At 53.1% G+C, this 26,652-nt stretch carries 27 protein-coding genes and 1 other RNA gene; 20 read left to right on the top strand and 8 right to left on the bottom strand.

The genetic code is table 11. From position 1 onward, the window contains the following. Positions 1–63 precede the first annotated feature (63 nt). The 3 genes from AC0VXT_RS00650 to AC0VXT_RS00640 all read left to right on the top strand — a co-directional run bounded on the left by AC0VXT_RS00650 (position 64) and on the right by AC0VXT_RS00640 (position 3,537). Positions 64–216, top strand: a complete 153-nt coding sequence (locus AC0VXT_RS00650) for a hypothetical protein (RefSeq protein ID WP_475547087.1) — start codon at positions 64–66, stop codon at positions 214–216. Then, entirely contained in the window at positions 191–1,048 is an 858-nt protein-coding gene (locus tag AC0VXT_RS00645; protein ID WP_475547086.1) for an ion transporter, read from the top strand. The genes AC0VXT_RS00650 and AC0VXT_RS00645 overlap by 26 nt, the downstream gene beginning before the upstream one ends. A 236-nt stretch (positions 1,049–1,284) precedes the next feature. Then, complete coding sequence (locus AC0VXT_RS00640) at positions 1,285–3,537, top strand: anthranilate synthase component I (protein WP_475547085.1); 2,253 nt, start codon at positions 1,285–1,287, stop codon at positions 3,535–3,537. Positions 3,538–3,687: 150 nt separating this feature from the next. Here AC0VXT_RS00640 and AC0VXT_RS00635 read toward each other — a convergent pair whose 3' ends face one another. After that, complete coding sequence (locus AC0VXT_RS00635; protein ID WP_475547084.1) at positions 3,688–4,308, bottom strand: RNA methyltransferase; 621 nt, start codon at positions 4,306–4,308, stop codon at positions 3,688–3,690. Between the two features lie 251 nt (positions 4,309–4,559). Here AC0VXT_RS00635 and AC0VXT_RS00630 point away from each other — a divergent pair, with 251 nt between their 5' ends. The 7 genes from AC0VXT_RS00630 to AC0VXT_RS00600 all read left to right on the top strand — a co-directional run bounded on the left by AC0VXT_RS00630 (position 4,560) and on the right by AC0VXT_RS00600 (position 9,816). Then, positions 4,560–4,757 (top strand): CsbD family protein, encoded by a 198-nt coding sequence (locus tag AC0VXT_RS00630; RefSeq protein WP_475547083.1) that lies wholly within the window; start codon positions 4,560–4,562, stop codon positions 4,755–4,757. 128 nt (positions 4,758–4,885) lie between these two features. Beyond that, entirely contained in the window at positions 4,886–5,104 is a 219-nt protein-coding gene (locus AC0VXT_RS00625; RefSeq protein WP_475547082.1) for a DUF1289 domain-containing protein, read from the top strand. Positions 5,105–5,184: 80 nt separating this feature from the next. Then, positions 5,185–5,958, top strand: coding sequence for a HugZ family pyridoxamine 5'-phosphate oxidase (locus AC0VXT_RS00620; protein ID WP_475547081.1), 774 nt, complete (start codon positions 5,185–5,187; stop codon positions 5,956–5,958). A 209-nt stretch (positions 5,959–6,167) separates the two neighbouring features. Then, a complete protein-coding gene (locus AC0VXT_RS00615) occupies positions 6,168–7,793 on the top strand; it encodes a phosphoenolpyruvate carboxykinase (protein ID WP_475547080.1) in 1,626 nt (541 codons plus the stop codon). Between the two features lie 160 nt (positions 7,794–7,953). After that, positions 7,954–8,289 carry a hypothetical protein gene (locus AC0VXT_RS00610; RefSeq protein ID WP_475547079.1) on the top strand — a complete coding sequence of 112 codons (336 nt, stop codon included), beginning with the start codon at positions 7,954–7,956 and terminating at the stop codon, positions 8,287–8,289. Between the two features lie 85 nt (positions 8,290–8,374). Further along, positions 8,375–8,806: a hypothetical protein gene (locus AC0VXT_RS00605; protein WP_475547078.1), complete on the top strand. Its 432-nt coding sequence runs from the start codon at positions 8,375–8,377 to the stop codon at positions 8,804–8,806. Between the two features lie 164 nt (positions 8,807–8,970). Continuing rightward, the gene (locus tag AC0VXT_RS00600) at positions 8,971–9,816 is read left to right on the top strand and encodes a substrate-binding periplasmic protein (protein WP_475547077.1); all 846 of its coding nucleotides are present in this window, start codon (positions 8,971–8,973) and stop codon (positions 9,814–9,816) included. A 130-nt stretch (positions 9,817–9,946) separates the two neighbouring features. Here AC0VXT_RS00600 and AC0VXT_RS00595 read toward each other — a convergent pair whose 3' ends face one another. Then, positions 9,947–11,632 carry an EAL domain-containing protein gene (locus AC0VXT_RS00595; protein WP_475547076.1) on the bottom strand — a complete coding sequence of 562 codons (1,686 nt, stop codon included), beginning with the start codon at positions 11,630–11,632 and terminating at the stop codon, positions 9,947–9,949. A gap of 416 nt (positions 11,633–12,048) precedes the next feature. On the opposite strand from AC0VXT_RS00595, the gene AC0VXT_RS00590 reads away from it, so the two are divergent. The 3 genes from AC0VXT_RS00590 (at position 12,049) to dapE (ending at position 15,109) form a co-directional block, all read left to right on the top strand. Further along, entirely contained in the window at positions 12,049–12,744 is a 696-nt protein-coding gene (locus AC0VXT_RS00590; RefSeq protein WP_475547075.1) for a pyrimidine 5'-nucleotidase, read from the top strand. Between the two features lie 252 nt (positions 12,745–12,996). Next, positions 12,997–13,842: a 2,3,4,5-tetrahydropyridine-2,6-dicarboxylate N-succinyltransferase gene (gene dapD / locus AC0VXT_RS00585; protein ID WP_475547074.1), complete on the top strand. Its 846-nt coding sequence runs from the start codon at positions 12,997–12,999 to the stop codon at positions 13,840–13,842. A 127-nt stretch (positions 13,843–13,969) separates the two neighbouring features. Then, complete coding sequence (gene dapE, locus AC0VXT_RS00580) at positions 13,970–15,109, top strand: succinyl-diaminopimelate desuccinylase (RefSeq protein ID WP_475547073.1); 1,140 nt, start codon at positions 13,970–13,972, stop codon at positions 15,107–15,109. A 21-nt stretch (positions 15,110–15,130) separates the two neighbouring features. Here dapE and AC0VXT_RS00575 read toward each other — a convergent pair whose 3' ends face one another. Next, the gene (locus tag AC0VXT_RS00575; RefSeq protein ID WP_475547072.1) at positions 15,131–15,844 is read right to left on the bottom strand and encodes a TetR/AcrR family transcriptional regulator; all 714 of its coding nucleotides are present in this window, start codon (positions 15,842–15,844) and stop codon (positions 15,131–15,133) included. Between the two features lie 166 nt (positions 15,845–16,010). Between AC0VXT_RS00575 and AC0VXT_RS00570 the strand changes: the two genes are divergently transcribed. Next, the gene (locus AC0VXT_RS00570; RefSeq protein ID WP_475547071.1) at positions 16,011–16,679 is read left to right on the top strand and encodes a glutathione S-transferase family protein; all 669 of its coding nucleotides are present in this window, start codon (positions 16,011–16,013) and stop codon (positions 16,677–16,679) included. 122 nt (positions 16,680–16,801) lie between these two features. On the opposite strand, the gene AC0VXT_RS00565 is transcribed toward AC0VXT_RS00570, so the two are convergent. After that, positions 16,802–17,410 carry a glutathione S-transferase family protein gene (locus AC0VXT_RS00565; protein ID WP_475547070.1) on the bottom strand — a complete coding sequence of 203 codons (609 nt, stop codon included), beginning with the start codon at positions 17,408–17,410 and terminating at the stop codon, positions 16,802–16,804. Between the two features lie 143 nt (positions 17,411–17,553). Between AC0VXT_RS00565 and AC0VXT_RS00560 the strand changes: the two genes are divergently transcribed. Continuing rightward, positions 17,554–18,432 (top strand): LysR substrate-binding domain-containing protein, encoded by an 879-nt coding sequence (locus tag AC0VXT_RS00560; RefSeq protein ID WP_475547069.1) that lies wholly within the window; start codon positions 17,554–17,556, stop codon positions 18,430–18,432. Positions 18,433–18,482: 50 nt separating this feature from the next. Then, positions 18,483–18,851 carry a DUF1636 family protein gene (locus tag AC0VXT_RS00555; RefSeq protein ID WP_475547068.1) on the top strand — a complete coding sequence of 123 codons (369 nt, stop codon included), beginning with the start codon at positions 18,483–18,485 and terminating at the stop codon, positions 18,849–18,851. A 54-nt stretch (positions 18,852–18,905) separates the two neighbouring features. Here the strand turns inward: AC0VXT_RS00555 and AC0VXT_RS00550 are convergent, their stop codons facing one another. Continuing rightward, positions 18,906–19,670, bottom strand: a complete 765-nt coding sequence (locus AC0VXT_RS00550) for a hypothetical protein (protein WP_475547067.1) — start codon at positions 19,668–19,670, stop codon at positions 18,906–18,908. 127 nt (positions 19,671–19,797) lie between these two features. Next, positions 19,798–20,724, bottom strand: coding sequence for an NAD(+) diphosphatase (nudC, locus tag AC0VXT_RS00545; RefSeq protein WP_475547066.1), 927 nt, complete (start codon positions 20,722–20,724; stop codon positions 19,798–19,800). 193 nt (positions 20,725–20,917) lie between these two features. On the opposite strand from nudC, the gene ffs reads away from it, so the two are divergent. The 4 genes from ffs (at position 20,918) to recR (ending at position 24,106) form a co-directional block, all read left to right on the top strand. Then, an RNA gene (gene ffs / locus AC0VXT_RS00540) (signal recognition particle sRNA small type) lies at positions 20,918–21,012 on the top strand. 157 nt (positions 21,013–21,169) lie between these two features. Further along, positions 21,170–23,074, top strand: coding sequence for a DNA polymerase III subunit gamma/tau (locus AC0VXT_RS00535; RefSeq protein WP_022733875.1), 1,905 nt, complete (start codon positions 21,170–21,172; stop codon positions 23,072–23,074). Next, positions 23,071–23,394 (top strand): YbaB/EbfC family nucleoid-associated protein, encoded by a 324-nt coding sequence (locus AC0VXT_RS00530; protein WP_475547065.1) that lies wholly within the window; start codon positions 23,071–23,073, stop codon positions 23,392–23,394. Before AC0VXT_RS00535 ends, AC0VXT_RS00530 begins: the two co-directional genes overlap by 4 nt. 118 nt (positions 23,395–23,512) lie before the next feature. Beyond that, positions 23,513–24,106, top strand: a complete 594-nt coding sequence (gene recR, locus AC0VXT_RS00525) for a recombination mediator RecR (protein WP_475547064.1) — start codon at positions 23,513–23,515, stop codon at positions 24,104–24,106. Positions 24,107–24,222: 116 nt separating this feature from the next. Here recR and aroQ read toward each other — a convergent pair whose 3' ends face one another. Both aroQ and AC0VXT_RS00515 read right to left on the bottom strand, forming a co-directional pair. Further along, entirely contained in the window at positions 24,223–24,675 is a 453-nt protein-coding gene (aroQ, locus tag AC0VXT_RS00520; protein ID WP_475547063.1) for a type II 3-dehydroquinate dehydratase, read from the bottom strand. Positions 24,676–24,698: 23 nt separating this feature from the next. Beyond that, positions 24,699–26,576 carry a bifunctional sugar phosphate isomerase/epimerase/4-hydroxyphenylpyruvate dioxygenase family protein gene (locus AC0VXT_RS00515; RefSeq protein ID WP_475547062.1) on the bottom strand — a complete coding sequence of 626 codons (1,878 nt, stop codon included), beginning with the start codon at positions 26,574–26,576 and terminating at the stop codon, positions 24,699–24,701. Positions 26,577–26,652: the final 76 nt, after the last annotated feature.

Genomic DNA, 26,652 nt, shown 5'->3' with positions numbered 1-26,652 from the left:
GAAACGATTGGCGCGAAGATCACCGGGCACGATCATCAAGAGTTGCCAGTTGGATACGCGCCGATGAAAAAGACATTCCGATCACAGGTACAGACATTGCTTCACGGTGTAGACCGGAAGTCCCGTCTCTCCTTGATTGTCCATCTGGTTCTGGCCAGTGCGATCATCATCAACGTTGTGTCGGTGATTTTTGACTCGGTCGAACGAGTTTGCTGATCGCTATTTCATCGCATTTGCCGTCATCGAAGGCGTGTGCACCCTGATCTTTACCATCGAATACGCCTTGCGCGTTTGGTCCGCCCCCGACGACCCCCGCTTTTCCGGCGCTTGGGCGCGTTTACAATACATGCTGACGCCGATGGCGCTGATCGACCTGATTGCCATTCTGCCAATTATCCTGTGGGTATTTACATCTATTGATCTGCGCTTCGTCCGTATCGTGCGCTTGTTACGGCTGTTGAAATTCACCCGTTATTCCACCGGGCTGGAATTGATGTTGCTGGTATTTCGTCAGCAAGCAGGCATCTTTGGCGCCGCCAGTGCCGCCCTTGCCTGTATGCTGGTGTTCAGTGCCGGGGCGATTTACATTGCCGAACACCAGGCCCAGCCCGATGCGTTCGGCAACCTGATTGATGCGCTTTACTGGAGCGTGATTACCCTTGCCACTGTCGGGTATGGCGACGTCGTTCCGATCACGCCGTTTGGTAAATTCCTTGCCAGTATCATTTCGCTGACCGGGATTGGTATTGTTGCTGTTCCGGCCGGTATATTGGCATCGGCCTTTAACAGTGAATTACGCCGACGTGAAACCGCCTATCGCCATCAGGCCACCCGTCAATTACTGGGAAAACGCCTGACCGACCGAGTACGCAACAAGCTAAAATCCCATCAAGAAGACCTTGGCATCAGCGATGAGCAGGCCCAATCAATTGTCGAAGACATTCGCGATGTCCATCGCACCGAAAGCGACGAAATTCTGACCTGTCCACATTGTCATCACCCCCTGCAACTTGAACTAAAAGACGCGGAATCAAACCCTCCGGCGTAAAAGTCTTGACGCCCGAATTTTTTGCGCCCATGTTTTGTGTCATGAAAACACACGGCATGAACCCGATCCTTATTGCAAATCGTTGGTGGTGGCTCGCATAAGCGGGTGGCCAAAAAACATGCCCTAAAACAATCGGCCGCCTCATTCTTGCAGGCGGCTTTGTGTTTTCAGACCTCTTTTCTTTTTCTGATGATCACGATCCTCCTGCGGCGAAGGCCAACACAGGAGTAAACAACGTGACCACCCCGATCTCGGAAACAGAAAACAGCAGCGAATACCGCTACACCACCGATGGCGGCATCTCTGTCATTCGTCGGATGACCACCATTACCTATGAAAACGCCACCGAAGGCCTGATTGACGCGCTGGATCAGATCAAAGGCGTTTTGCTGTCTTCAAGTTATGAGTTCCCGGGGCGCTATTCACGTTGGGACATGGGGTTCGATGCACCACCGCTTGAAATCACCGGGCGCGAACGTGGCTTTGCCATCCGGGCCCTCAATGACCGTGGCCGGGTTCTCCTTGATATCATTTCCAACACCTTGGGCAATCACCCGCACATTGAGGGTGTGACCGATGGTGACGACGGGCTTTATGGCTACGTCAAAACCCCGGCATCCTGGTTCCCCGAAGAACAGCGCAGCCAACAACCAAGCCTGTTTTCCGTGGTGCGTGCGTTGCGTGATCTCTTTGCGCATAAGGGGGATGAACGCCTTGGCCTATACGGTGCATTTGGCTATGACATCGCGCTTCATTTCGAACAGATCAATCTTACGCAGGATCGCCCCGCAGATCACAAAGACATCCATCTGTTCCTGCCTGACCGCTTGATCACAGTCGATCATGCATCGCGTGTGGCCACCAAAATCGAATATGAATTCATCACCCCGGATGGTCACAGCACCGTCGGGCTGGAACGTGTTTCACAGTCCCACCCGCCGTCACGCGGCAATAATGCCGTTGTTGAAAACGACATGAAACCCGGCGAATACGCCGCCATTGTCGATGAAACGAAACCACGCTTTGCCCGCGGTGAATTATTTGAAGTCGTCCCGAGCCGCGTTTTCAGAACTCCTTGTGCCACCGCACCATCTGAAATCTTCCGCCGTCTGAAACGCCGCAATCCCGCCCCGTATGGGTTTTTGATCAATCTGGGCGACGGGGAACATCTGATTGGTGCGTCGCCGGAAATGTATGTCCGGGTCAATGGTCAACGTATTGAAACCTGTCCGATATCAGGCACGATTGCGCGCGGTCGCGATGCGATTGAGGATGCCGAAAACATCCGTACGCTGCTCAACTCGACCAAGGATGAGTCGGAACTCACCATGTGCACTGACGTTGACCGCAATGATAAGGCCCGTGTCTGCAAACCGGGCAGCATCCGCATTCTTGGTCGGCGTCAGATCGAAATGTATTCGCGCCTGATCCATACGGTCGATCATGTCGAGGGCCGTCTGCGCGACGGGTTTGATGCCCTTGATGCGTTTCTGACCCATTGCTGGGCGGTAACTGTGACCGGGGCACCCAAACGTGCCGCCATGAAACATATCGAGGCGGTCGAACGCAGTTCGCGGGCGTGGTACGGCGGGGCCATTGGGGCTGTTTTGTGCAATGGCGACCTTAATACGGGTCTTACATTGCGCACTGTGCGCCTGAAACAGGGTGTCGCCGAAGTCCGCGCCGGCGCGACCTTGCTTTACGACAGCGTGGCCGAGGCCGAAGAAGACGAAACCGTCCTAAAAGCATCGGCCATGATTGATGCCGTCACGCGCGACGCCAAGGATGATGTCGCCATCGATCCGGCGGTATCGGGCATTGGCAAACGGGTCTTGCTGATTGATCACGAAGACAGCTTTGTCCAAAACCTTGCAAGCTATATCCGCGCCACCGGGGCAGAGACGTTGACCCTGCGCCCCGGCTTCCCGGACGAAGCATTTGATGATTTCAAACCTGATCTGGTGTTCCTGTCGCCCGGTCCGGGCCGCCCCGATGATTATCATCTGCGCGACAGCATTGAGCGTGCCTTGGCCGCAGGTCTTCCGGTCTTTGGCGTTTGTCTTGGTCTACAGGGGATTGTTGAATTTTTCGGCGGATCATTGGGTCAACTTGTCACACCGATGCATGGCAAACCGTCAAAGGTGAAACTCGATACAACCGATCCGCTGTTTGAAGGATTACCAGATGACATCGTGGTCGGGCGGTATCACTCGCTCTTTGCCAATGCAGATGAACTGCCCGGCGATCTTCGGGTAACCGCTCAAAGTGACGATGGCGTCATCATGGGGGTGCGCCATAAAGTCCTGCCGATCAGTGCGGTGCAATTTCATCCCGAAAGCCTGCTGACCCTGCAGGGTGATGTCGGGATGCGCATGATTGCCAACCTTCTGCGCAATCCACACGGCCATTTGCCCGATGAGGATGACGAGAATATTGACGAAGCCGACGACAACAGCACACCCAAAACATCAGACGTAAAGGCCGCCTAACAGACAAAATGCATCAACACCCACGCACCTGACCTGTGCGGCGTCAAAGCCCCCCTGCTAAATGACGCATCAAACCACAGGTCAGATACAGCAACGGCCGTGCCCCTCCCTCACGGTCGTTGCTTTTTTATCAAAGCCGAAATCGGCGGCTTATGCCTCGTCTTCGTCGTCAAGTTCCCCATCGATCACACTGTAATCGGGCGGTGGGGCCTTGCGGAATTGTTCAGGATTGCCTTTGCGTTTTTCGCGCGTGCGCGAAATCCAGCCGCCATATTGACCTTCGGGCTTGGGTTCGGTCGGCGCACCGGCACGCACCGGACGCGGGGCAAAACGGCCAAGGCTGATCAAACGGTCATACATCACGATATTGGCGGCAATCGCGACATTCACACAAAAGCTCATCGGGATTTTGATGATGAAATCACATTTGTCCTGCATACCCTGCGACAAATTGCCGCGTTCCGGGCCCAGGATATAGGCCGCCTGCGATGGATGCTTGAAACTGGGTAGCTCAATCGCATCAGGGGTCAGTTCGATCCCGACCATTCGGCATCCGGTCGGCAGGAAGAAATTATCGTGATTGGGGAAATGATAATATGGCATCTGTTCGCCGGACTTCGACGTATCGGTGATGTTTGAACGTTCCTTACGAAAGTCCGCATCCACCGTAAAGGCAAAGCTCGCACCAAATGCGTGGGCGGAACGAAACAGGGTGCCCACATTCAAAGGCTTGCTTGCCCCTTCAATTCCAATCCCGAAATAGCCGCGCATATCTTCCTCCGTGCCGCACGCTGGTCCCGTGCGATAACAACTCCGATAAAAACAATGGAACGGGCTATACCCCCATGGGCAAAATAAGGCAAGCAACCCGCCCGAAACGACAATCTGTCAGGTCGTCATACCCAATGGTTTCTGGAACATGTCCTCCGTCCAGCCGTTTTAGTTTGTAGAAGGTGAAAACACCAAAGGCACTTGAAGGCCTTAAACACTGGCAAACTCACGAACAACGCAGGAGATACCAAATGAATTGGGATCAAATCGCCGGACGCTGGAAACAAGTCAAAGGCAACGTCAAAAGCGAATGGGGCCGCCTAACCGACGACGATGTTGACCAGGTCGATGGTCAGCAGGACAAATTGATCGGTCGTGTTCAGGAAAGATACGGCGTTGAACGCGAAGAAGCAGAACGCCAAGTCAGCAAATGGTTTGATCGCCTCTGATACCTGTCCTGACAGAAACCCCACCCGACCAAAACGCCCCCATTGATCGCTTCATGCTTGATCGATGGGGGCGAAACTGTTTTTTATTGCCGGTCCGTTAAGTATCGACCGCAGCAATCAGGAAATCCATGCCCGTCAAATCCCCCTGCACCGGAGTCTGTGTGCTTGATGCCAAAACCGGTTATTGTGCCGGCTGTTTCCGTACGGGCGAAGAAATCGGGTCGTGGATGGGATTGAGTGATGGCGGTAAAAAACGCATCATTTCCCAAATCACAAAACGACGAACCAACAGCAATCCCGCCAGCGCAAAAAGCACTTCCAACACCCCAGACACTGCCCAATACTGAAGAACACCCTTCGGGTTGTTTGATGCCCTCGTTGGACGTGGTCGCACGGGAAATTCTATCTTTACTCAAGGATTCAGACGATGGCAGATGATGGGACCAAACAAATCGCGTCGGCATCTGATCTGCGCCGAATGTGCCGATATTCCCGCTCTGCGGTCCTTGCCACCAGCGCCGTTGGGCATAAGCAAGTAGATGATGGCTGGCCAGTGGCATCCATGGTGGTGCCGGCAATTGATATTGATGGCACCCCGATCCTGTTGATTTCCGACCTTGCGGATCACACCCGTCACTTAAAGTCCGATAACAGGCTGTCATTGCTTTTCACGGGTTCTCGCGCCACCGATGACCATTCAATCGCGATTAAAACCGACAATCCCCGTCTGACCCTGTTTGGCCGCGCTGTACCAGACCGGGCGGAACAAACACGCGCACGCTACCTACTTGCCCACCCGGACGCGGCGCAATACGCCGATTTTGGTGATTTTGGATTTTATCGGATCACGGTTGAATCAGCCTATTGGGTGGGTGGCTTTGGTAAACAGCGTCGATTGTCTGGTGCGCAATTCATCATTGATGACTGCTCTGCACTCATAACCGGTCATAACAGCATTATCGACCATATGAATGCCGACCACCTTGATGCCCTTGCCGATATTGTCGGCCATTACACAGACCACCCCAAAAATCTGGGCTGGAAGATGGTTGCAATTGACTGCGATGGCATGGATTTGGCAACCGAACACCCCGAGTCTCCTAATATCAGAATCGAATTCCCCAACACCATCCGTACCCCCAGTGACGCGCGCGAGATTTTGGTCGAAATGTGCAAGAAATCGCGCGACTTGAAGGCATGATTTGGTTTGTGAAGATTTAATCATCAGGTCTGAACAAAGAATTTTCATAAACGCAAAAACACCTACGTTTTCCTTGGTATTGGGCAAAAGGACCGGTTGCTTTTAAGACACCTTTGTAACAATATGTCTCGATGCAAAGAGTTACCCACAGTTCTTTGTGTAGAATTGAAATTTAACCCCCAAATTCAATTTCCCACCAGGAGAGATTCGTGCTGCAATCAGGACCCGTTGTCAGCCGCGTAGGCCTTGAAACCAATGGCCTCAAGAACCTTGGCGCCGTTCACTGGAACCTCGACGCTTCCGGCCTTTACGAACACGCGATCCGTCGCAACGAAGGCAAAATCGCCAAGGGTGGCGCGTTTGTCGCACTTACCGGCGAACATACCGGCCGTTCCCCACTGGACCGCTTTGTCGTCGAAGAAGACAGCACCAAGGCCGACATTGATTGGGGCGATGTCAATCGCCCGGTCAGCCCGGAAATATTCGAGCGCCTCTATCAGAAAGTGCGCGCTTATTTTCAGGGCACCGAACTTTTCGTACAGGATTGCTTTGCCGGTTCCGATCCGCGCTTCCGCCTGCCGGTGCGCGTAATCAACGAAAACGCATGGCACAACCTTTTTGCGCGCAACATGTTTATCCAGCCGCAAAAAGAAGAGCTGCGTGACTTCGCACCGGAATTCACCATCCTGCATGCACCGGGCCTTCAGGCGGACCCGGAAGTTGACGGCACCCGTTCCGACGTCTTCGTCATGGTCAGCTTTGAACGCAAAATGGTCATCATCGGCGGCACCTGGTATGCCGGCGAAATGAAGAAATCGATCTTCTCGGTTCTCAATCATATCCTTCCGGCCAAAGGCGTCTTGCCGATGCATTGTTCGGCCAACATGGGCAAAGACGGCGATACCGCCATCTTCTTTGGCCTGTCGGGCACGGGTAAAACCACCCTGTCGGCCGACGCATCGCGTACTCTGATCGGGGATGACGAACATGGCTGGGGCGAAGACGGCGTCTTTAACTTTGAAGGCGGCTGCTATGCCAAGGTGATCAAGCTTTCCAAAGAAGCTGAACCAGAAATCCATGCCACCACCGAGCGTTTCGGGACGGTTCTTGAAAACGTTGTGATGAACAAGCAATCGCGCGAGCTTGATCTCGACGATGCACGTCACACCGAAAACACCCGATCCTCCTATCCGATCGACTTCATTCCGAACGCTTCGGAAAACGGTCGCGGGGAACACCCGAAAAACATCATCATGCTGACCTGCGATGCATTTGGTGTTCTGCCCCCAATTGCAAAACTGTCCTCGGCACAGGCGATGTATCACTTCCTGTCGGGCTACACTGCAAAGGTTGCCGGCACTGAAAAAGGTGTCAAGGAACCGACTGCTGCATTCTCTGCCTGCTTTGGTGCGCCGTTCATGCCGCGTCATCCATCGGTCTATGCCAAATTGCTTGGCGAACTGATGGAAAAACATGGTGCAAACTGCTGGCTGGTTAATACCGGCTGGTCGGGTGGTGCCTATGGCGTTGGTTCACGCATGAAGATCGGCTATACCCGCGGCCTTTTGAATGCGGCGCTCAACGGTGATCTGGAAAATGCCGAGTTTGCAACCGATCCCTATTTCGGCCTGGCATATCCGACCACCTGTGGCGATATCCCGGCAGAAGTGCTTAATCCGCGTGACAGCTGGAAAGACAAGGCCGCCTATGACAAGGCCGCTGCGAACCTGACCGGCCTGTTTGAAAAGAACTTCACCAAGTTCGAAGAACATGTCACCAACGATGTCCGCGAAGCTTCGATCCGCAACAGCGCAGAAGTCAAAGCCGCTGAATAATTGCTGATCTGACCAACACAGAAAAACCGGCGCATTTTGTGCCGGTTTTTTTTGCTCTCCCCGCGCGAACAATCAAGCTGGGCTATTGATTGTCATCTAAGCGCACCTGATATGTAATGGTCATCTGCTTGTACCAATCAATTTCTGGAATGAGCTTGCCGTGGCCCTGGACCAGAAGACATCACAACACACCACAGCCCGTCGTATTTTCCGCCTCTTTGTAGCGGTATCCGTCGCAGGTTTGGCGACAGCTGCGATGCCAGCATTTGCCACAGACAACGTTACGGATAAACTCGACCGCGAAGTCACCCTTGCCTGCAATGTTTTTCCACCATCGAAAATCGCAAACCGCAAAAGTGAACCCGGTTTTGACGTCGAAATCCTGCGCGCTGCTTTCGCGGCCAGTGGCGTTCGTCTGAACACCCCCTTTTACCCTTGGAAACGTGCGCACCTTTTGGCCGAACAGGGATTAGTCGAACGGACTTTGTTCGTGTAGCTACCTTCCTGAACGCGAAGCCATTTTTGAATTTTCAGCCCCAATCGGGCTTCAGCATGTCGGTTTTTTTGTCCTAGACCCGGATGTGATTGCAGGGATTGAAACACTTGATCAGGCTTTAGGGCTGACCATCGGTGTCGTTGCTGGTTACAATCTTGAAAAATTTGTCCGGGAAGCCAGTCTCGATACGATCAGCGCAAACTCTGAAAAAGGACTGTTTGCCCTACTCCGCGGTGGCAGGATTGATGCAATATATGCGTTCCATGAAACGATGACGACAATGGTCAAAAACCATAACCGTGAAACCAACGAAAACCTGACAACATTTTATCGCGAAACAGCTGCATATCCGTATTTCTCGTGCCTGTCCAAAAAGGCTGGAAATGCAGCGATGATTGCAGATCTTTTAAATTCCGGATTGGAAAAAATCAAAACGACAGGACATTACAACAGCATTCTTGAACGTTACGGCGTTCTGACAAATTCTACGTTACAGCCAAAATCAAACGACTTTTAGAGTCGCGCAAACAACTTCCCTCATAAACTGGCTGCAGCGGAAAACGTTTAACGAAGAACTTCTGCCCCTAGACCATAGGAGCACTTCGTCTTGGCAGTTGGCATGCTAACATCGCATCTCTACTCAACACTTAATGCCCCTCGAATTCAGGATCAGAGCATATTGTGACCGCTCATTTACCTGCACATATTTTGCGCCTGGCTTTTCGCACTGGTGTTCTGGGCTGTTTGCTTGTCTTGCATCACCTGACACCGGCAATGGCGCAAAACTCGCTCATCTCGCCCCCCGGTGATCAAACGACGGTCACACTGGCGTGCAACCATTTCCCACCCGCGAAGATCGCCGACGACACCGCCAGCCCCGGCTATGACGTTGAAATCCTGCGTTCTGCATTCGCAACCCGGAATTTGACGCTAATAACGCCGTTTTATCCTTGGAAACGGGCTTATTTCCTTGCCGAGGCTGGTTTGGTCGATGGTTTATGTTCGTGTAGCTACCTAAAAGAGCGCGAAACCGACTTTTTGTTTTCCAATCCACTTGGCCAAGAAGAGATCGCACTTTTTACCACCCGGTCGGAAATTCTCGACACCATCACAACGCTTGAAGATGCCCGCAACATGACCATCGGCGTGGTCAGTGGGTACAGTACGGAAGTCACCGCACGCACCGCAAAACTGGATGTCATCACCGCACACGACGAAGAAACCCTGCTTAATTTGATGCTTTCACGCCGACTGGATGCTGTCTTATCCTTCAAGCCACCGGTTGAATACGCCCTACATGACTTGCAGAAAAGACGCCCGGAAACCATCGACATCAAATCAAAAGTCATTTCAACAAGCCCGTATTATTCCTGCATCACACGCCACACCCAAAATGCCGACGACCTTCTTGAACAGCTCAACATTGGTCTGAAGATCATTCAGGAAAACGGCATTTATGACAAAATTTTGGGGAAATACGGGATTTCATCCGGTGCGAAGCCGGATGGGCCAACATTTAACCGGTAAAGCATGATTTGACCCTTCGACCAGACCGCCCGCAAGTTACTTGCTGTCAGACGAACAATTACCTTGTATGCCATCAAAGATGAAGTGCTGGCATGGCAACCTCAGGGGCGAAAACCATGCCTGCCCCATATTATTGCCGCGGTGTTTTGGCATCGCGCCAATACAGGCTGATATCGGCTTCGGGTTTGCCAAACAAATAACCTTGTGCAAAATCAAAACCAGCCTTGGTGATCAATTCACGCATCTCATCGGTTTCAATCATCTCGCCCACGACTTCAACATCGATCGAGTGACACAAATCGACCAAAGAGCGCATAAAGGCCTGCCCCTTGCCCGACTTCATCGATTGGCGAATAGACTCACCGTCAATCTTGACATAATCGACCTCAAGCGCGCTGAGATACCGGAAATTGGATGCCCCGGTCCCAAAATCATCCAGACAAATTTCAATCCCGAATTCGCGGAACCGGCTGATCCATTTGGCAGCACCATCAATGTCGGTGATTTCCGATGTTTCGGTAATCTCGATCATCAGCTGACCGAGCGCATCGCGATTGCGTTCAAAAAGCGCAATGGCCGACCGGCAAAAATCGGGGTTTTCCAACGAATGGCCAGAAACATTCACCGCAACCCGCACAGTTAACCCGAGATCAAGCTGCGTTCTGATCCATTTTATGGTTCGACGCATCATCGCCAAGTCAAGACGATGGACCATATTAACCTGTTCGGCGAACGTAATCAGTTGCTGGGTCGGGATCAATTTCCCGTCGTCGTTATAGAACCGGACCAGAACTTCGAAATGATGAATTTCGGCCGACGGCAGGCGCACAATAGGCTGATACGCCGCGTCAAATTTCAATCGATCGACCCGCGCGCCAAAATCATGCATCGCAGCAAAGGTGTCATTGACCAGATTGTTGGCCTGCCCCATGAGCCGCGAAAACGTGAACCCGTGCTCCTGACGGTCACAAAACCGGCGGATGGAATATAAAACGCCGCGCGCCAAGTCGCCTGGCGGGATCAGTTCAGCCGTGAAATCCGTCACCGATGAGCTGACTTCAATTCCGACACCTTTGGGGTCGGCGTCCCGCGCACAATCGGCAATGCGTTGCTCAAGTTCGCCAATCCGCACGTCCGGACGATGAAGCATGCCAAACTGGTTGCTGGCAAGTCGGCCTGCGGTATCACCAGCGACAGAATGCGCCCGTAAAAAAGCCCCTACACTTGCCAGAAGTTCATCGCGTTCAATCTGTTCCATGCGTTTGCACAACGGATCAAACGCGTTCAGGGTCATCAGGGTAAATTTATGTTCGGTTCCGGTTTCGCGTTGCGCGACAAGGCGCTCGGTCACCACTTTTGACAGGCTTTCTTCGTCCAAAAGGCCCGTTGCATGATCGCGTTTGATCGACCGGGCGACATCGGCCGGCAATGCATTGATCGCAACCCGAAGTGCGACAAAGAAATGATCCCCAAGATCGGGCAGGAAATAGCCACTCATGGAAACCGGGGGGCTGAGTTGTTCGTCAGGATGCACAAACCGGACCTGAATATTGTCCATGCGCCCACGTCTGCGCGCAACCTGAAGCATTTCAGTCACCAGCGGCTGAAACTGCTTGGCCAATAAGCTGTGGAAAAGATGACCCGACAATTGTTGCGGCCGACGCCCCAGAATGCCGTCAGAAGCACCGGATGCAAAAACGATCCGAAAATCGCCATCCAGTTCCAGAAGGATGTCACCCCAGACGAACGCAAGTGCTGCAAAGCGATTGCGTTCATTTCGAAGTTCGGCGGTACGAGCCTTTATAAGCTTATCCAAAGCGTCCTCTTACGCTGCTCAGAAATACCGACATTTCCCATCCCCCGAATTCGAAAACATCGCCCGCGTCAAAACGGCTTTCACTGATGATCTTCCCATTGGTGTTAACAAGGGTTTTACATCGGCGAGATTTCCCATTCTAACGGGTATTAAGTGTAGAATTTTCCCACAAGTAAGAAACAAAGGCCCGTTAATGCACCGGCACCTTTGCGATAAACATTCCATATATCTTTGGTCTCGCGGTGGGTTTTAAACCCCTGAGCCCGTTAATTCGAGCCATAAATGGTTGCACATTTCGCATATCTACAATGTCTGATTGCATTCGACGGTGTGATGGTTTGCAAGATCGGGCTGATCGCTTAAAAGAAACCACACGCTATTTGCAATCACACCATATGCCATGAGGCCCGCTGATAATGACGTCGCCCCTGAAACCCCGCTCGGACCTGCCACGCATGGATGCGGGATCGGTTTTGATCTTTGATCTCGACAACACGCTTTACCCGGCGGCCTGCAACCTGTTCGCACAGGTTTCTACCTTGATCGGACATTATGTCCGCGACACGCTGTCACTCGAACCTGATGAGGCATACCGGGTACAGAAGGACTATTTCCATCGCTATGGCACGACATTGCGCGGACTTATGACTGAACATGAAATTGACCCGGCGGATTACCTAAGCAAAGTTCATGACATCGATGTTTCGGTTGTCGCACCCGCACCTGATCTGGCGGCCGCACTTGATGATTTGCCCGGGCGCAAACTTATTTTCACCAATGCATCGCGCGGTCACGCCGAGCGGGTGATGGAACGCCTTGGCATCGCCGACCGGTTTGAAACCATCTTTGATATTGTCGATGCCGATTATATTCCCAAGCCCGAACAACAGCCCTATGACCTGCTTCTCGCACGCGATGGCATTGATCCGGGCAAGGCTGTCTATTTTGAAGACATGGCAAAAAACCTGCTGCCTGCCAAGGACATGGGCATGACAACCGTTTGGGTTCATACCGACCTTGAATGGGCGCAAGCCGGTCGTGACGACCCCCGGATTGATCATCAGACCGACAATCTTGTTGGCTTCCTGCGTACCCTTGCCAACGGGTCCTGATCCCCGTTTCGTCACCGTAATCGCCCATTATTGCCCGCCATACAGTACAAGTGCGACAAAGCACATGATTTGTAACCGTTACAACGTTGAGATTCGCCCCGTCTTCGTTTATTGCTTTTTGCTGTACGGATCAGGATCGGAACGCGGCCCGAAACAGGCCCTTCTACGTAAACTGGCGGAGTTGACTTCAAGGCCTGCTTTGACCATTCTCCGCCCGACAGATTTAAGGCTGACCGCAAGGACCTTCGAAAAATGAACAGAACTGAACTTGAAGGCGTGATTAACGTCGCTTGGGAAAACCGCGACGAAATCAGCTCCGCCACACAGGGCGAAATCCGCAAAGCCGTTGACCAGACGCTGGGTGCTATGGATCGCGGTGAACTGCGTGTTGCCGAAAAGGTTGACGGAAAATGGGTCGTCAATCAGTGGGCGAAAAAGGCGGTTCTGCTGTCTTTCCGTCTCAATGACATGACCACCATCGCAGGTGGTCCGGGCGAAAACACCAACTGGTGGGACAAAGTCCCGTCGAAATTTGACGGTTGGGGCGAAGCCGAATTTAAAGAAGCCGGGTTCCGCGCCGTTCCAGGCAGCATCGTGCGCCGATCGGCCTATGTCGCACCGGGAACCGTTCTGATGCCAAGCTTTGTGAACCTTGGTGCCTATGTTGATACCGGTGTTATGGTTGATACTTGGGCCACCGTTGGTTCGTGCGCACAGATCGGTAAAAACGTTCACCTTTCGGGTGGTGCAGGCATCGGCGGTGTTCTTGAACCGCTCCAGGCCGGTCCGGTCATCATCGAAGACAACGCCTTTATCGGCGCACGTTCGGAAATCGTCGAAGGTGTTATCGTCGAAGAAGGTGCTGTCATTTCGATGGGGGTCTTCATCGGCGCATCCACCAAAATCATCGACCGCACCACCGGCGAAACCTTTGTCGGGCGTGTTCCGGCCTATTCGGTTGTGGTTCCAGGCAGCGTTGCTGGCAAACCGCTTCCTGATGGCACGCCAGGTCCGAGCCTCTATTGTGCGGTGATCATCAAACGCGTTGATGAAAAAACCCGTTCGAAAACCTCGATCAACGAACTGCTCCGTGACTGATTTCTGTCACCACAAGATCGTATGATTTATAAGAGGCAGAACAATTGATGTGTTCTGCCTCTTTTTGTTCGCGAAATGTTCCACGTGAAACAATGCATTGTTTCACTGATAACCAAGAGAAGACCAGATGTCCGTCGCCCTTGAACTTGCCCAGTCCCTGATCCGTTGCCCGTCTGTCACCCCGGCTGATGCCGGTGCGCTAGATGTTCTGCAAAAGGCGCTTGAAGCCCGTGGGTTTGACTGTAAACGCAAGGTGTTTGACGGCAATGGCAGTGATGCGATTGACAACCTATATGCCCGTCTGGGCACCAAGGGCCGCAATTTCTGTTTTGCCGGGCACACCGATGTTGTGCCAGCAGGCGACCGTCACGCATGGACCGTCGATCCGTTTGGCGGCGAGGTCAAAGACGGCCGTCTGTTTGGGCGTGGTGCGGTTGACATGAAAACCGGCATTGCCTGTTTTGTTGGCGGGGTGGATGCGTTTTTGGCCGCACATCCGGATTTCGACGAATCCATTAGTTTTCTGATCACCGGCGACGAAGAAGCCGATGCTTTCAATGGAACAGTCAGACTGATCGAATGGTGCGACCAGCAGGGCGAAAAGTTCGATACCTGTCTGGTGGGGGAACCGACCAACCCGAAATATCTCGGCGAAATGATGAAAATTGGCCGTCGCGGATCAATTACCGGCTGGCTGACAATTTATGGCGCACAGGGTCACGTGGCTTATCCGCATCTGGCCGACAACCCCGTACCGCGCATGATCAAGGTTCTTGATGTTCTTAATGCCCGCGCGCTTGATCAGGGCACCGACCATTTCCAGCCCAGCAACCTTGAAGTCACCACCATTGATGCCGGCAACAGTGCCACCAACGTTGTCCCGGCCAAAGTTTCTGCCGCCTTTAACATCCGTTTCAACGACCTGCACACCGGTGTCGATCTTGAAAAATGGATCGAGGATGTCTGCGCCGAGCATGCTGGCACGCATGAGCTAAGGGTCAAAATCTCTGGCGACGCATTCCTATCTACCCCCGGCAAGCTCGCCAACCTGATTGCCGATGCCGCGCAAAAAGTAACAGGCAAACGCCCAGAAATGAGCACCACCGGCGGCACATCCGATGCCCGCTTCATTCAGAAATATTGCGAAGTCGCAGAGTTTGGCCTTGTCGGTCAAAGCATGCACAAAGTTGATGAGCATGCCATGGTCGATGACATTGAAAATCTTGTCACCATCTACGGCGAGATTCTTGACGGCTTCTTTGACTGATTGCTGGACCTGATGAATGGGCTAAAACGACTGAGCGACGGCAACCGAATCTTTTCCTGACTCGACGTTTTCTGCGCCGTCCGTCTCATCCGTTTTATGACGAAAGTTCGGGATGCTGTCGCGGGTTGCGGCCAAAACCTTATCAGCGGTTTCATCATCCACGGCACGGCTCAGAACAACAGCCCCAACCATCATCGCCAGCATCGCGATGGCGTCCTGTTCATAGCGATCGGGGACGTTGCCCAGTTTTTGATCTGACTCAAGGTTGATGTGGCTATCAATGCCCGGCACATCGTCTTCTTTTGCCAATTTCCAGGCCAGCTTTTCACTCGCCTGATTGATCATTTTGGAAAACGCCTCTTGGGCGCGTGGACCTGAGCGGGATACTTCGGCTGACAGGGTTGGCAAGGCACAACCCATTTCCGGGTTTTCAACGTGAAACCGGGAAAGATAAATCTCGGCAAAGGATGTCACCCAATCGTTCCCCGCCCGTTCGGCCTTACGCAGCTTTGCCAAAACGGGTGACGCCAGAAGCGACATGCCGTTTTCAACGCAGGCAACAAACAGGTCTTCCTTGTTTTTGAAATGCGCATAAAACCCACCGCGTGTTAGCCCCGCCTCGGCCATGACCTGATCAATTGTCACGTTCTCAAACCCTTTCTTTTTAAACAGGGCCGTTGCCGCATTCAGGATGCGAATACGGGTTTTGGGTTTATGGGCGGGACTGTAGGGCATTTGTCAGATCCGTTTGAACGTGGTTGTGGGGCCGATCCAAAAACAATGACACATCCTGATAATATGTTCTTGAACATATTATGTCCTCGTTAATCCTGTCTGCAAGTTCCCTTCACCCGACATTGCACGAACGGCAATGGGAACCCTCGCAGCAAAGGAAGACAGCATGTCTGAATTGATGATCATCGGAATGCCCCGCAGCAGCTTGACGCGTACGGTTCGCATCGCCTGTATCGAAAAAGAAATCCCGTTTGAGTTCAGCGCTCGAAATGTGCAGCTCCCCGGGCAGCGCGCAACGCCGGAGGTTTCCAATCGCAATCCGTTTGGCAAAGTACCTGTCCTGGTTCATGGAAAGTTGGTTTTATATGAAACAGCGGCCATCTGCCGGTATATAGACGACACATTTTCAGGCCCACTTTTACGCCCGGTTCATACAGAAAAAATCGCCCTAATGAACCAGTGGATGAGTCTCGCCATGACCCGGCTGGATCAAAACATTATCCGGAATTTTGTTATCCCAATGGTTTTTGCCGACACCAAACAGCGCCACGATCCGGGCTTCGCCGTGCGCATGAACCAGATGGGCAATCTTATTGCCCACGACCTTGGGGTTCTGGATGATGCTTACGTCGATGGCTGGCTTTTTGGCGACCGCTTTACGATCCCCGACATAATGATCATGCCGATGCTCCATTACCTCAATGCCATGCCCGGCGGGCCAGAGATGATTGCGAACGCTCCGAATGTGAAAGCCGCCTTTAAGCGTTTCAAGGCCCGAAGCTCCGCCGCCCAAACCGACCCGTTGTTGCCAGATCAGATTTTGAAATCCGCCTAACCTTTTTCACCGCCGCCCTTGTGTCTCCCTTAATCACACAAGGGCTTTTCAGCCGCCGCAGACACACATTCCTCCAAGCATGTTGGCCCCTGCGTCTGTGGCGGCTGCTTTTTATCGGCGACCTATGGCGTCCAGGTGATGGGGACGTACCCCGGCAAAGCTTCTATGCGGTCAAGCCATGCCCGAATGCCCGGATACCCCGAAAGGCTGACTTTTCCGAGCTCTGCGCGATGGGTATAGGCATAGAGCGAGATGTCAGCGATGCTCAGAGCATCTCCCACCAGCCAGTTATGGCTTGAAAGACGTTTTTCCATCAGATCAAGTGCACGTTTGGCCCCGGCCTGCTTCATTGGCGCCAAAATATCGGCATTTTCGGGCACCCCCTTGATCTCATACCAGGAAATCAGCACCGCAATATTGGGTTCATGGTCGTACTGTTCAAAGAACAACCACCCCATCATTTCCGCACGCTCAAAACGGTCATCTGGCACGAAGTTCGTTCCCTCAGCCAGATAGGTGAGAATCGCGTTGCTTTCAGTCAAAACCCGACCGTCATCCAGAACAAGCGCCGGGATCTTACCGTTTGGATTGATCTTTTCCAGGTATTCTGGTGTCCGGGTTTCCCCTTTCATGATGTCGCGTTCGACATAGTCAAACGCCGTTCCCATCATCGACAGCAGCAAACGAACCTTGTATCCGTTCCCCGAAAGTAAATAATCGTTCAAAATCATTGTAAACGTCCTTGTGGCACATGCGTGAAAAGCATTGGCCGGCCGGGTTTGATATTTGCGGCTGGATGATTGGCAAACAATCGAATAGTTTTGACTCAACTGTTCAATTTCATTGATCAATCATTCTGATCATAGAGGCCATTATGGATTCTGACCTACTGCGCAGCTTTGTCGCCTTTGCCGAATCAGGCAGCTTTAACCGGGCGGCTGACCGGATTGGCCGCACGCCATCGGCCTTTTCCATGCAGATGAAACGGCTTGAAGAACTGGTCGATAACAAACTGTTTGAACGGGACGGCCGGAATGTTCTTTTAACCCCGGATGGCATCACCTTTGTCGGATATGCCCGGCGTATTTTGTCGCTTCAGGATGAAGCCATGGGCAAATTGCGAACACAGGATGCATCACGTCCAATCCGCATTGGCTGCCCGGATGACTATGCGCAGAAAATCCTGCCGCTGGTCCTGCGCGGCATCCAGAAAGCCCACCCCGCCGCAAAATTCTTTGTTTCGGTCAACCCGACAATCCTTCTGCGCCGGATGCTGGATCAAGGGGAATTGGACCTGTCGATCATTAGCCGGTCTGAAACCGGCGAAGAAGGATACTTCCTGCGTCATGAACCGGGGGTCTGGGTCACATCCCCCATCCACAAACAGCATGAACTTGATCCCTTGCCACTGGTTTTACCGGCCGAGGATTGCAAGTTTCATGCGTGGGCGCTTGATGCCATTTCAAAAGCCGATCGGCCCTATACCCTGTTTGCCACATCCCGACAGGCCGCGTCCCTGTTGCATCTGGTACGCGACGGACTTGGTGTCGCAACACTTGCCGCGGCCAGTGTTTCCGATGAATTTCAGGTTCTTGAGGCGCGTGATGGTTTTCCGCCCCTTCCGGCAGTCGGGGTTGCCTTGATGCTTGCCGAAGCATCCCATCCGTTGGTTGACCGGCAACTTGCCATCGTGATACAGGATTATCTCAACCGAAATCTGGATGATGACTTGACCAGACAGGCCGCAAGCTGATTGGATGCCGCGCCATCACGCCCCTACATTAATCAACAAAGATTGCCCCAATGACCGCCAAACCACGCCTGAACATCTGTGTCACCTGTACCTTTTCCGCCGCCGACGGCCAAAGTGATCCCCGCGACGGCAAGGTTCTGTTTGAACGGGTAAAAACCGCCTGTGCCGAACGTGATGTGCCCTTTGACCTGCACCCGGCGGAATGTCTGACCAACTGCAAGTCTGGCTGTTCGGTTGCCTTTAGCGGTGCTGCGAAATGGGGATATGTTTATGGCAATGTTGATCCCGATACGATGATCGAGGATTTATGCGATCTTGCGACCCAATATAGCGAAAGTGACAATGGCATTGTCGCATGGCGTGAACGCCCCGACAGCCTGCGCCGCAATGTCATCGCCCGCATTCCGCCGCTGGATTAAATGTTGTGTGATTACGCAGGCGGACAGTGCCAAAGCACGGAAATTTTGTCGGACTTAACCCGACGTGTTGGCATGAAGTTCCTGCCAAAGGCGCTGCACCTCAGCGGTTTCCTGCAATTTTTCAATCATTTGATTAAAGTCAGCAACTGAAATGACCGATTGATCCGCAATGACCGACACAAGGTCATACATGGCATCGGGTTGCGGGCCAACGGCAATAAGGTCCCCCAGTCCCGGCGTTGCCGCCAATTCACGGGCAAGAAAACCTGCTGAAACAATGCCAATTGGCGCTTCGCGGGCCAAAACACCGTTCAGGACTTCCTTTTCGTTATAGCGCAGCAACACGTCATACGATTGTTTCAGGAATTCCGGATCAGAGTTGAACTTGGCAAAACCATAATGGAACCCCAGCACGCACAGGATCGACTGATTGGTGACATCGGCAAACGGATCATCTGTTTTCGCCGTGCTGCTTTGGGTTACATAAACGTCTTTCTCTGTGACGATCTTGTCAGAAAATCGCACGGCGTAGTCCTGCCAGTCCCATTGCGCACTTTCGAGCAACAGAAGATCAACATCCCCATCCACCAGAGCCTTATAGCGTCTGCGTGACGACGTTTCGACAAGCTGAAACTCATAGTCGTCCTGCAACCCGTTCAGAAGCCCGATTAGCAATGGAACCATGCCGTTTGGTTTGCCATTTTCGAAATAATAAACAACACCGTATTCATACGCACCGACTTTAACCGTAACTGGCTCCGCCGCCTTTGCCGCTGCACCGCCATCGGTAAAAAACGCCGCCAGAAGTGCTGCAAGCATGATGCAAAAATGTCGAATTATTCGAAAAGCTGCCACTACATCTTTCCCGCTATTCTCGGATCAATGAACCGTACGCCCCCGGCGACCCAACCATTTGGCCACCGCGCAGGCGCGTAATGCGTCCCTTTTATATACGGCGGTCCTGCCAGTTTTCCAGAAGGTAGCGAGCAATAGAAATTGGACGCGGCAAATTTATGCCCTTTTCTGGCAGGTTCGGCACCTCATCGCGATGCACCCACATGGCAAATTCGATTTCATCCTGATCAATGGTGATATCTGTGGTTTCCGCCTCTGCTACAAACCCCAACATCAATGATCCGGGAAACGGCCAAGGCTGGGATGCGACATATTTCGGACGTTTGACGCGAATGCCAACCTCTTCATAAACCTCACGCGCCACCGCCTGCTCAAGCGTTTCACCGGGTTCGACAAACCCAGCCAAAACCGAAACCATATTGGGCAGAAATTGCGGCGACCGGGCCAAAAGAACGTGATCTTCGTGATGGATCAGCATGATGACAGCTGGATCCGTACGCGGGAAATGCGATTTTCCACAATCAGGATTGCTACATTCAAGACGATACCCGGCTTCGGCAACACGGTTCGCATGGCCACATGCCCCACAGAACTGATGCCCGCGATGCCAGTTAAAAAGGGCGCGCGCCTGTGCGGCAAGGGCGGCCTCGTCACTTGAAAGAGCCGCCATACGGGTGCGCATATCGCCAAACCCGCCACCAAGGCGGCGCACGGCTTCCTTCCGATCCGAAATGACCGACGCAATATCCACGGCCATCACGGGGCCATTGCCATCGCGTCCAAGATAAATCCATTGGGCGGCCTCAAGATCGACATCCAGATGCCGGATTGCCAAACCACCAATCACCACAAGCTCATGCGCATCCATGTCTTCGGGCCAGGCAAAAAGCGGATCACCGTCATAGCAGATCAAAATACGCAACGAGTCTTCGACCAGCAGACTCTGGCGCCAGTTTACTGACTTTCGCAGCACCGCATCACGATCAAGATCAACGGATTCGTAAAACAGCCTGTCCATAAGATCGCGTATCCTTAAATTCCATTTACCGACCAACATCGCAGGCAAGCTGCTGTCCGGGCGGTATTTTCCGGGGCAACGGTGCCCGACATTAGCGCGCTGGCAGCCCGGTAAAAAGCCACGATTGCGCGAGGATCGAAAAAATCCAAGCCAACACTTGCGTTTTACTGTCTGCTGCGCGATATAGGGGGCGAGAGGCTGGCTGCGGACGGACCGCTCGCCAACCCGGTCAGGACCGGAAGGTAGCAGCCGTAACGAGTTTTTCCGGGTCGCGGTTCAGTCTCTCACCCTTTTATCTCTCCCCTTTGAATGTCGCCGATCCTCCATGCAACTGACCCCGTCAGGCATGATGTGGTTTTGTGTGGGAAATTTCCCACTTGGCCTTTCCCATGCGGGACTGAAACTGCTAAAACCAATCCAGTTTACAATATGTCGGACCGGATGAATGACGGATCAGATCGAGACCGCCAGCCAAGATACACCCGAAGGTGAAGCCCCTGCACCGGACGCAGCGACATCCCCGAGTGATGCCGCACCGGCAGCCAGTGCAACCAAGGCCGTGGCCCCGAAAAGCGAATATCAGGTTCTGGCGCTTAAATACCGCCCGAAAACCTTTGATGAGCTGATCGGTCATGGCCCGATGGTCAAGACGCTTTCAAACGCCCTTGAAAGTGGACGTCTTGCCCATGCATTTGTTCTGACCGGGGTGCGCGGGATTGGTAAAACCACCACCGCACGTATCATTGCGCGCGCGCTGAACTGCATTGGACCAGATGGCAACGGTGGTCCGACCATCGAACCATGCGGTGTCTGCGAACATTGCCGGGCGATTGCCGAAGACCGCCATGTCGATGTTTTGGAAATGGATGCGGCGTCACGTACCGGTGTTGATGACATTCGCGAACTGATCGAAGGTGTTCGATATCGGCCAACCTCGGCACGTTACAAGATATACATCATCGATGAAGTGCACATGCTGTCGAAAAGTGCGTTCAACGCGCTTCTCAAAACGCTCGAAGAGCCGCCAGAGCATGTGAAATTCATCTTTGCCACCACCGAAATTCGCAAAATTCCGATCACGGTCCTGTCACGCTGTCAGCGGTTTGATCTGCGCCGGGTTCAGATTGATGAACTGAGCGCGCATTACACCCGCATTGCCGGGCTGGAACATGCCGACATCGAAGAAGAAGCCGTCGCCCTGATTGCGCGTGCAGCAGATGGTTCTGTGCGTGATGGCATGAGCCTTCTTGATCAGGCGATTTCGCACGGGGCAGGCAAAGTCACCACCCAGCAAGTGCGTGATATGCTGGGTCTTTCGGACCGGTCACGTATTTTCGATCTGTTTGACTTCACCATGAAGGGTGAAATCAACGAAGCACTTGAACTGTTAAGCGCGCAATACGCCCTTGGCGGTGATCCCGCAGTAATGTTGCAAGACATGCTCGACCTGACCCATTGGTTGACCCGTGTAAAACTGTCGCCCGATGCTGCCAATGATCCCGGCGTGTCACAGATCGAGCGCGAACGCGGTAAGGAAATTGCCGCCAAGCTTGCCATGCCGCAATTGACCCGCGCGTGGCAGATGCTGCTTAAGGGGCTTGAAGAAACGCGAATTGCACCGTCGCCCATTCAGGCGGCTGAAATGATCCTGATCAGGCTGGCCTATGCTGCGGAAATGCCATCGCCCGGTGATCTGATCAAAAAACTGCGCAGCGACATGGCCAATACCGGTGCGAACGCACCACAAGGTGGTGGTAATGGCGGCGGCGGTAACGGCGGTGGCCCCGGTCCGCGTATGCAGGTTGTTAATGGCGGCGGCGGCAGTGCCGCTGCGGTGGCGCAAAGTCGCCCCGACCCGCTTGGCGCCCCTGAACAGGTTGAACAGCCGGTTTACGCCAAAATGCCCGAAAGCTTTGTCGAGGTCGCCGACCTTCTGGCAAAGGACCGGGAAACGACCGGCATCGCCATGCAGGTCAAAAACTATATGCATCTGGTGAAGTTTGAGCCGGGCCGGATCGAATTTCGCCCGGCACGCGGTGCGCGTTCAGACCTGTCAACGCAACTGATCAAGGCGATGAATAGCCTTACGGGGCAGCGGTGGCTTGTCAGTGTTTCGGAACGCGAAGAAGGTGCACCGACCTTAAAGGAACAGGAACTCGAAGCCCTTGAGCAGCGCAAGGCAGATGCCTCGCACGACCCGCTGGTCAAGGCGATCATTGAAGGTTTACCCAAAGCCAAAATCGTTGCCGTCCACCTACCACCCGGCCAAGAAGAAACCGCCGGTGAAGAGGACGAAAGCGGTTCAGTATATGACGATGCGTTTTATCTCGAAGGAGACGACGAGCTATGAAGAATCTTGCAGGGATGCTCAAACAGGCCCAGCAAATGCAGTCCAAAATGCAGGACATGCAGGAAGGTCTGGTTGAACTTGAAATCGAAGGTCAGTCCGGTGCGGGCATGGTCAAGGTAATGCTGAATGGCAAAGGCGAAATGCGCGGCCTTTCGCTTGATAAAAGCATTGTCAACCCAAACGACACCGAAGTTCTCGAAGACCTGATTGTGGCTGCCTATAACGATGCCAAGGTCAAGGTTGAGGCCGCGGTTCAGGAAAGAATGAAAGACGTTACCGGTGGCATGAACCTGCCCGAAGGTTTCAAACTTCCGTTCTGATATCCCATCGGATCATTTAAAAATTTCGCGCATTCATCGCGCAAAATGAAGGGTGGCATTGCGCCGCCCTTTGTTTTTGATACAAGCTAAAGCATGTTGCATTAAGAACGGGGTCACGATGACCGGACGGGAAATCGAAAATCTGATCAAACTTCTGTCGCGTCTGCCGGGCCTTGGGCCGCGATCTGCCCGCCGGGCGGTGTTACAGATGCTTAAAAAACCCGAAATGTTGATGCTCCCGCTTGCCGATTCCCTGCGTGCGACGGCAGAGGCCATGACCACATGCAACAATTGCGGCAATATCGATGTCACCGACCCCTGCCACATCTGTGCCGATTATAACCGGGGGCCAGACATCATTTGCGTCGTCGAGGAAGTCCAGGACCTTTGGGCGCTGGAACGCGGTGCATCTTTCAAGGGGCAATACCACGTTCTTGGCGGGACGTTATCGCCACTTGACGGGATTGGTCCAGACGATCTGAAGATTGATCAATTGATCAACCGGGCGCGCGCAGATGCAGTAACCGAAGTCATCCTTGCCACCAATGCCACGGTTGATGGCCAAACCACAGCACATTACATCACCGAACGCCTGATCGAAACCGGGGTCAAGGTCACCCGTCTTGCCCATGGCGTGCCGGTTGGAGGCGAGCTTGACTATCTTGATGATGGCACGCTGGCCGCAGCCCTTCGATCACGCAGCGTGGTTTAACCGCCCCACCCTGGCGACATTGCAATAAAAAAGGCAGCACCCCATGCTGCCTTTCGAATTCTATTCGGTCTGGGCGCGATTATCCAAATCAGTTATGCCCTCAAATCCAGATAAAATTATGATTTTGCCGCCGATGTTTTTTCCGCCGCCAAACGGGTGGCCAGTTCATAGCCATAGGCCCCTGCCCCGGCCATCACCGCATCGGCAACCGAGCTGATCCAGCTTTTATGACGGAATTCTTCGCGCGCATGCGGATTGGAAATATGCAGTTCGATGATATAGCCATCGAAGGTTTTTAGCGCATCGTGAATGGCCGCCGACGTATGGGTATAAGCCCCGGCATTGATAATGATTGCGGCTGATTTTTCCCGGGCTTCATGGATCAGATCAATGATCGCACCTTCGTGGTTCGACTGACCAAACCGCACAGTGACATTCAAATCCTTGGCCAGGGCCGCACATTTTGTTTCGATGGTTTGCAGCGTGTCATAGCCATAAATCTCGGGCTGGCGTTGCCCAAGCAGGTTCAGGTTCGGTCCATTGATGACAAGAATTTCCGGCACGTTCATGTGTATTCCCCTGAATCCAATTTTTATTTCGCACCGTCGCTGCGACGGTTCATCCGTGTCTGTGACGCCAGTCTGATCGGTGCATTGGCCGCCCCGAAACCACGATACGCCCGACGCTCTACCAGTTCAAAGAAGAAACGGTTGGCAAAGGTCGTGGTATAGGCCTGATAATATTCACCTTCATCGTCACGGTCATACAGAATATTACCCGCGCGCAACCGGTCAAGCAGTTGTGGCTCAAGCCCGAAACGCGCTTCGATGTCGTCATAATAGTTTTCAGGGATCGGTAAAATTTCAACACCGCTCTTCTGACAAAAAGCAACGGTTTCGAAAATATCGTCGCTTGAAAATGCCAGATGCTGAACCCCACTCCCAAAGAACTCGTTTAAAAACTGGGAATGCTGGGTATTGGGGCTTTGCGACCCATTGAGGATCAAACGCAACGCATCGCTTTGCACCACCTGACTTTGCACAAGCCCGCCGGGATCCGGAATATCAAGAGTTGGCATTTTCCCCAGATCGAAGATCGAGGTGAAATACAGAACCCAGGCCAACATTTCCTCATACTGCATCGAATAGGAAACATGATCGACGGTGTGCAGTTTTGCTTTTGCACCGTCTTTCGTCGCTGGTTGGGCAGAATCAAATTCGACATCCCAGATACGCGAAAGTTCGCTATGGTCATCAAGGAAATAGACCAGACTGCCGCCAACACCGCGGATGGCAGGCATTTCAATTTCGCCCTCGCCAACCGCCTGACTAAACGGTGCCGCCAGCAAGGATTGCGCCCGATCAAGGGTTGCCTTGGCATCATTAACCTTAAGCCCCACCGCACAGACCGACGGGCCATGCACGATATTATAGGAATGCGCGAACCCGTCCTTGTCGCAGTTGATCACAAGGTTGATATCGCCCTGCTTCCACCAACTAACCGCCTTTGATTTGTGGCTGCCGCGTTTTTCAAATCCGAGCCCGACAAACAGATTTGCCAGCTTTTCTGCGGTATCTTCCTCAACGGCGAACTCGACAAAGGCGACTTCCTTGGCATGCGCCTTGGGCGGCAGGATGGCGGCCTTTTCACCGACCTTAACGCCTTCAACCCCATCGCCAAGATAGATCAACGACCGCAAGCCATCCTTCGCGACAGTCTTGGTCGAACTGGACCGGAATTGATCATTAAAGATTTCAAGGGATAAAGGGCCGTCATATCCCGTCATCGCAAGATTGCGCATAAATTCACCCAGCGGGAAGTCCCCCTGCCCCGGGAAGCATCGGAAATGGCGGCTCCACGATAGCGGATCCATTTCAAGGATCGGGGCATCAGCCACTTGAACCAGAAAAATCTTGTCGCCGGGGATCGATGAAATCGCATCAAGCGGCACCTTGCGCGCAATGATGTGGAAGGTATCAAGCACCAGACCGACATTGGGGTGATTGGCGCGGCGCACGACTTCCCAACTATCGCGATAGTCACTGATATGCTTGCCCCATGACAAGGCCTCAAATGCGATGCGAAGTCCACGCTTGGCAGCCCGGTCGCCAAGTTCCGCCAAATCCTTGGCCGCGCGATCAAGGCCGCCCAGCGATTGTGGCGAGACGTTCGAACAGACCATCAAAAGGTCGGTACCGAGTTCTTCCATAAGATCGAACTTACGCTCGGCGCGTTCAAATGCGCGGGTGCGCTGAGGCTCAGGCATACCTTCAAAATCGCGGAACGGCTGAAAGGTCACCAGTTTCAGTCCCAGATCGCGAATTGTCTTTCCAACATCGGCGGGCGATCCATCAAAGGACAGAAGATCATTTTCAAAAATCTCGACACCATCAAAGCCGGCTGCAGCAATGGCATCAAGTTTTTCCTGAAGATCACCAGACAACGAAACTGTTGCGATCGAGGTCAGCATATTATCCCTCCGGGATGCACGTGTGAGGCACCGGGTCATTCACCGCAAGGATTTAAAACGTGATGCGGCGTGACGA

Source organism: Thalassospira sp. Z349TD_5 (genome assembly GCF_056173045.1).
The sequence above is the reverse complement of the archived record's forward strand: the minus strand, read 5'-3'. Positions and strand labels throughout refer to the sequence as shown.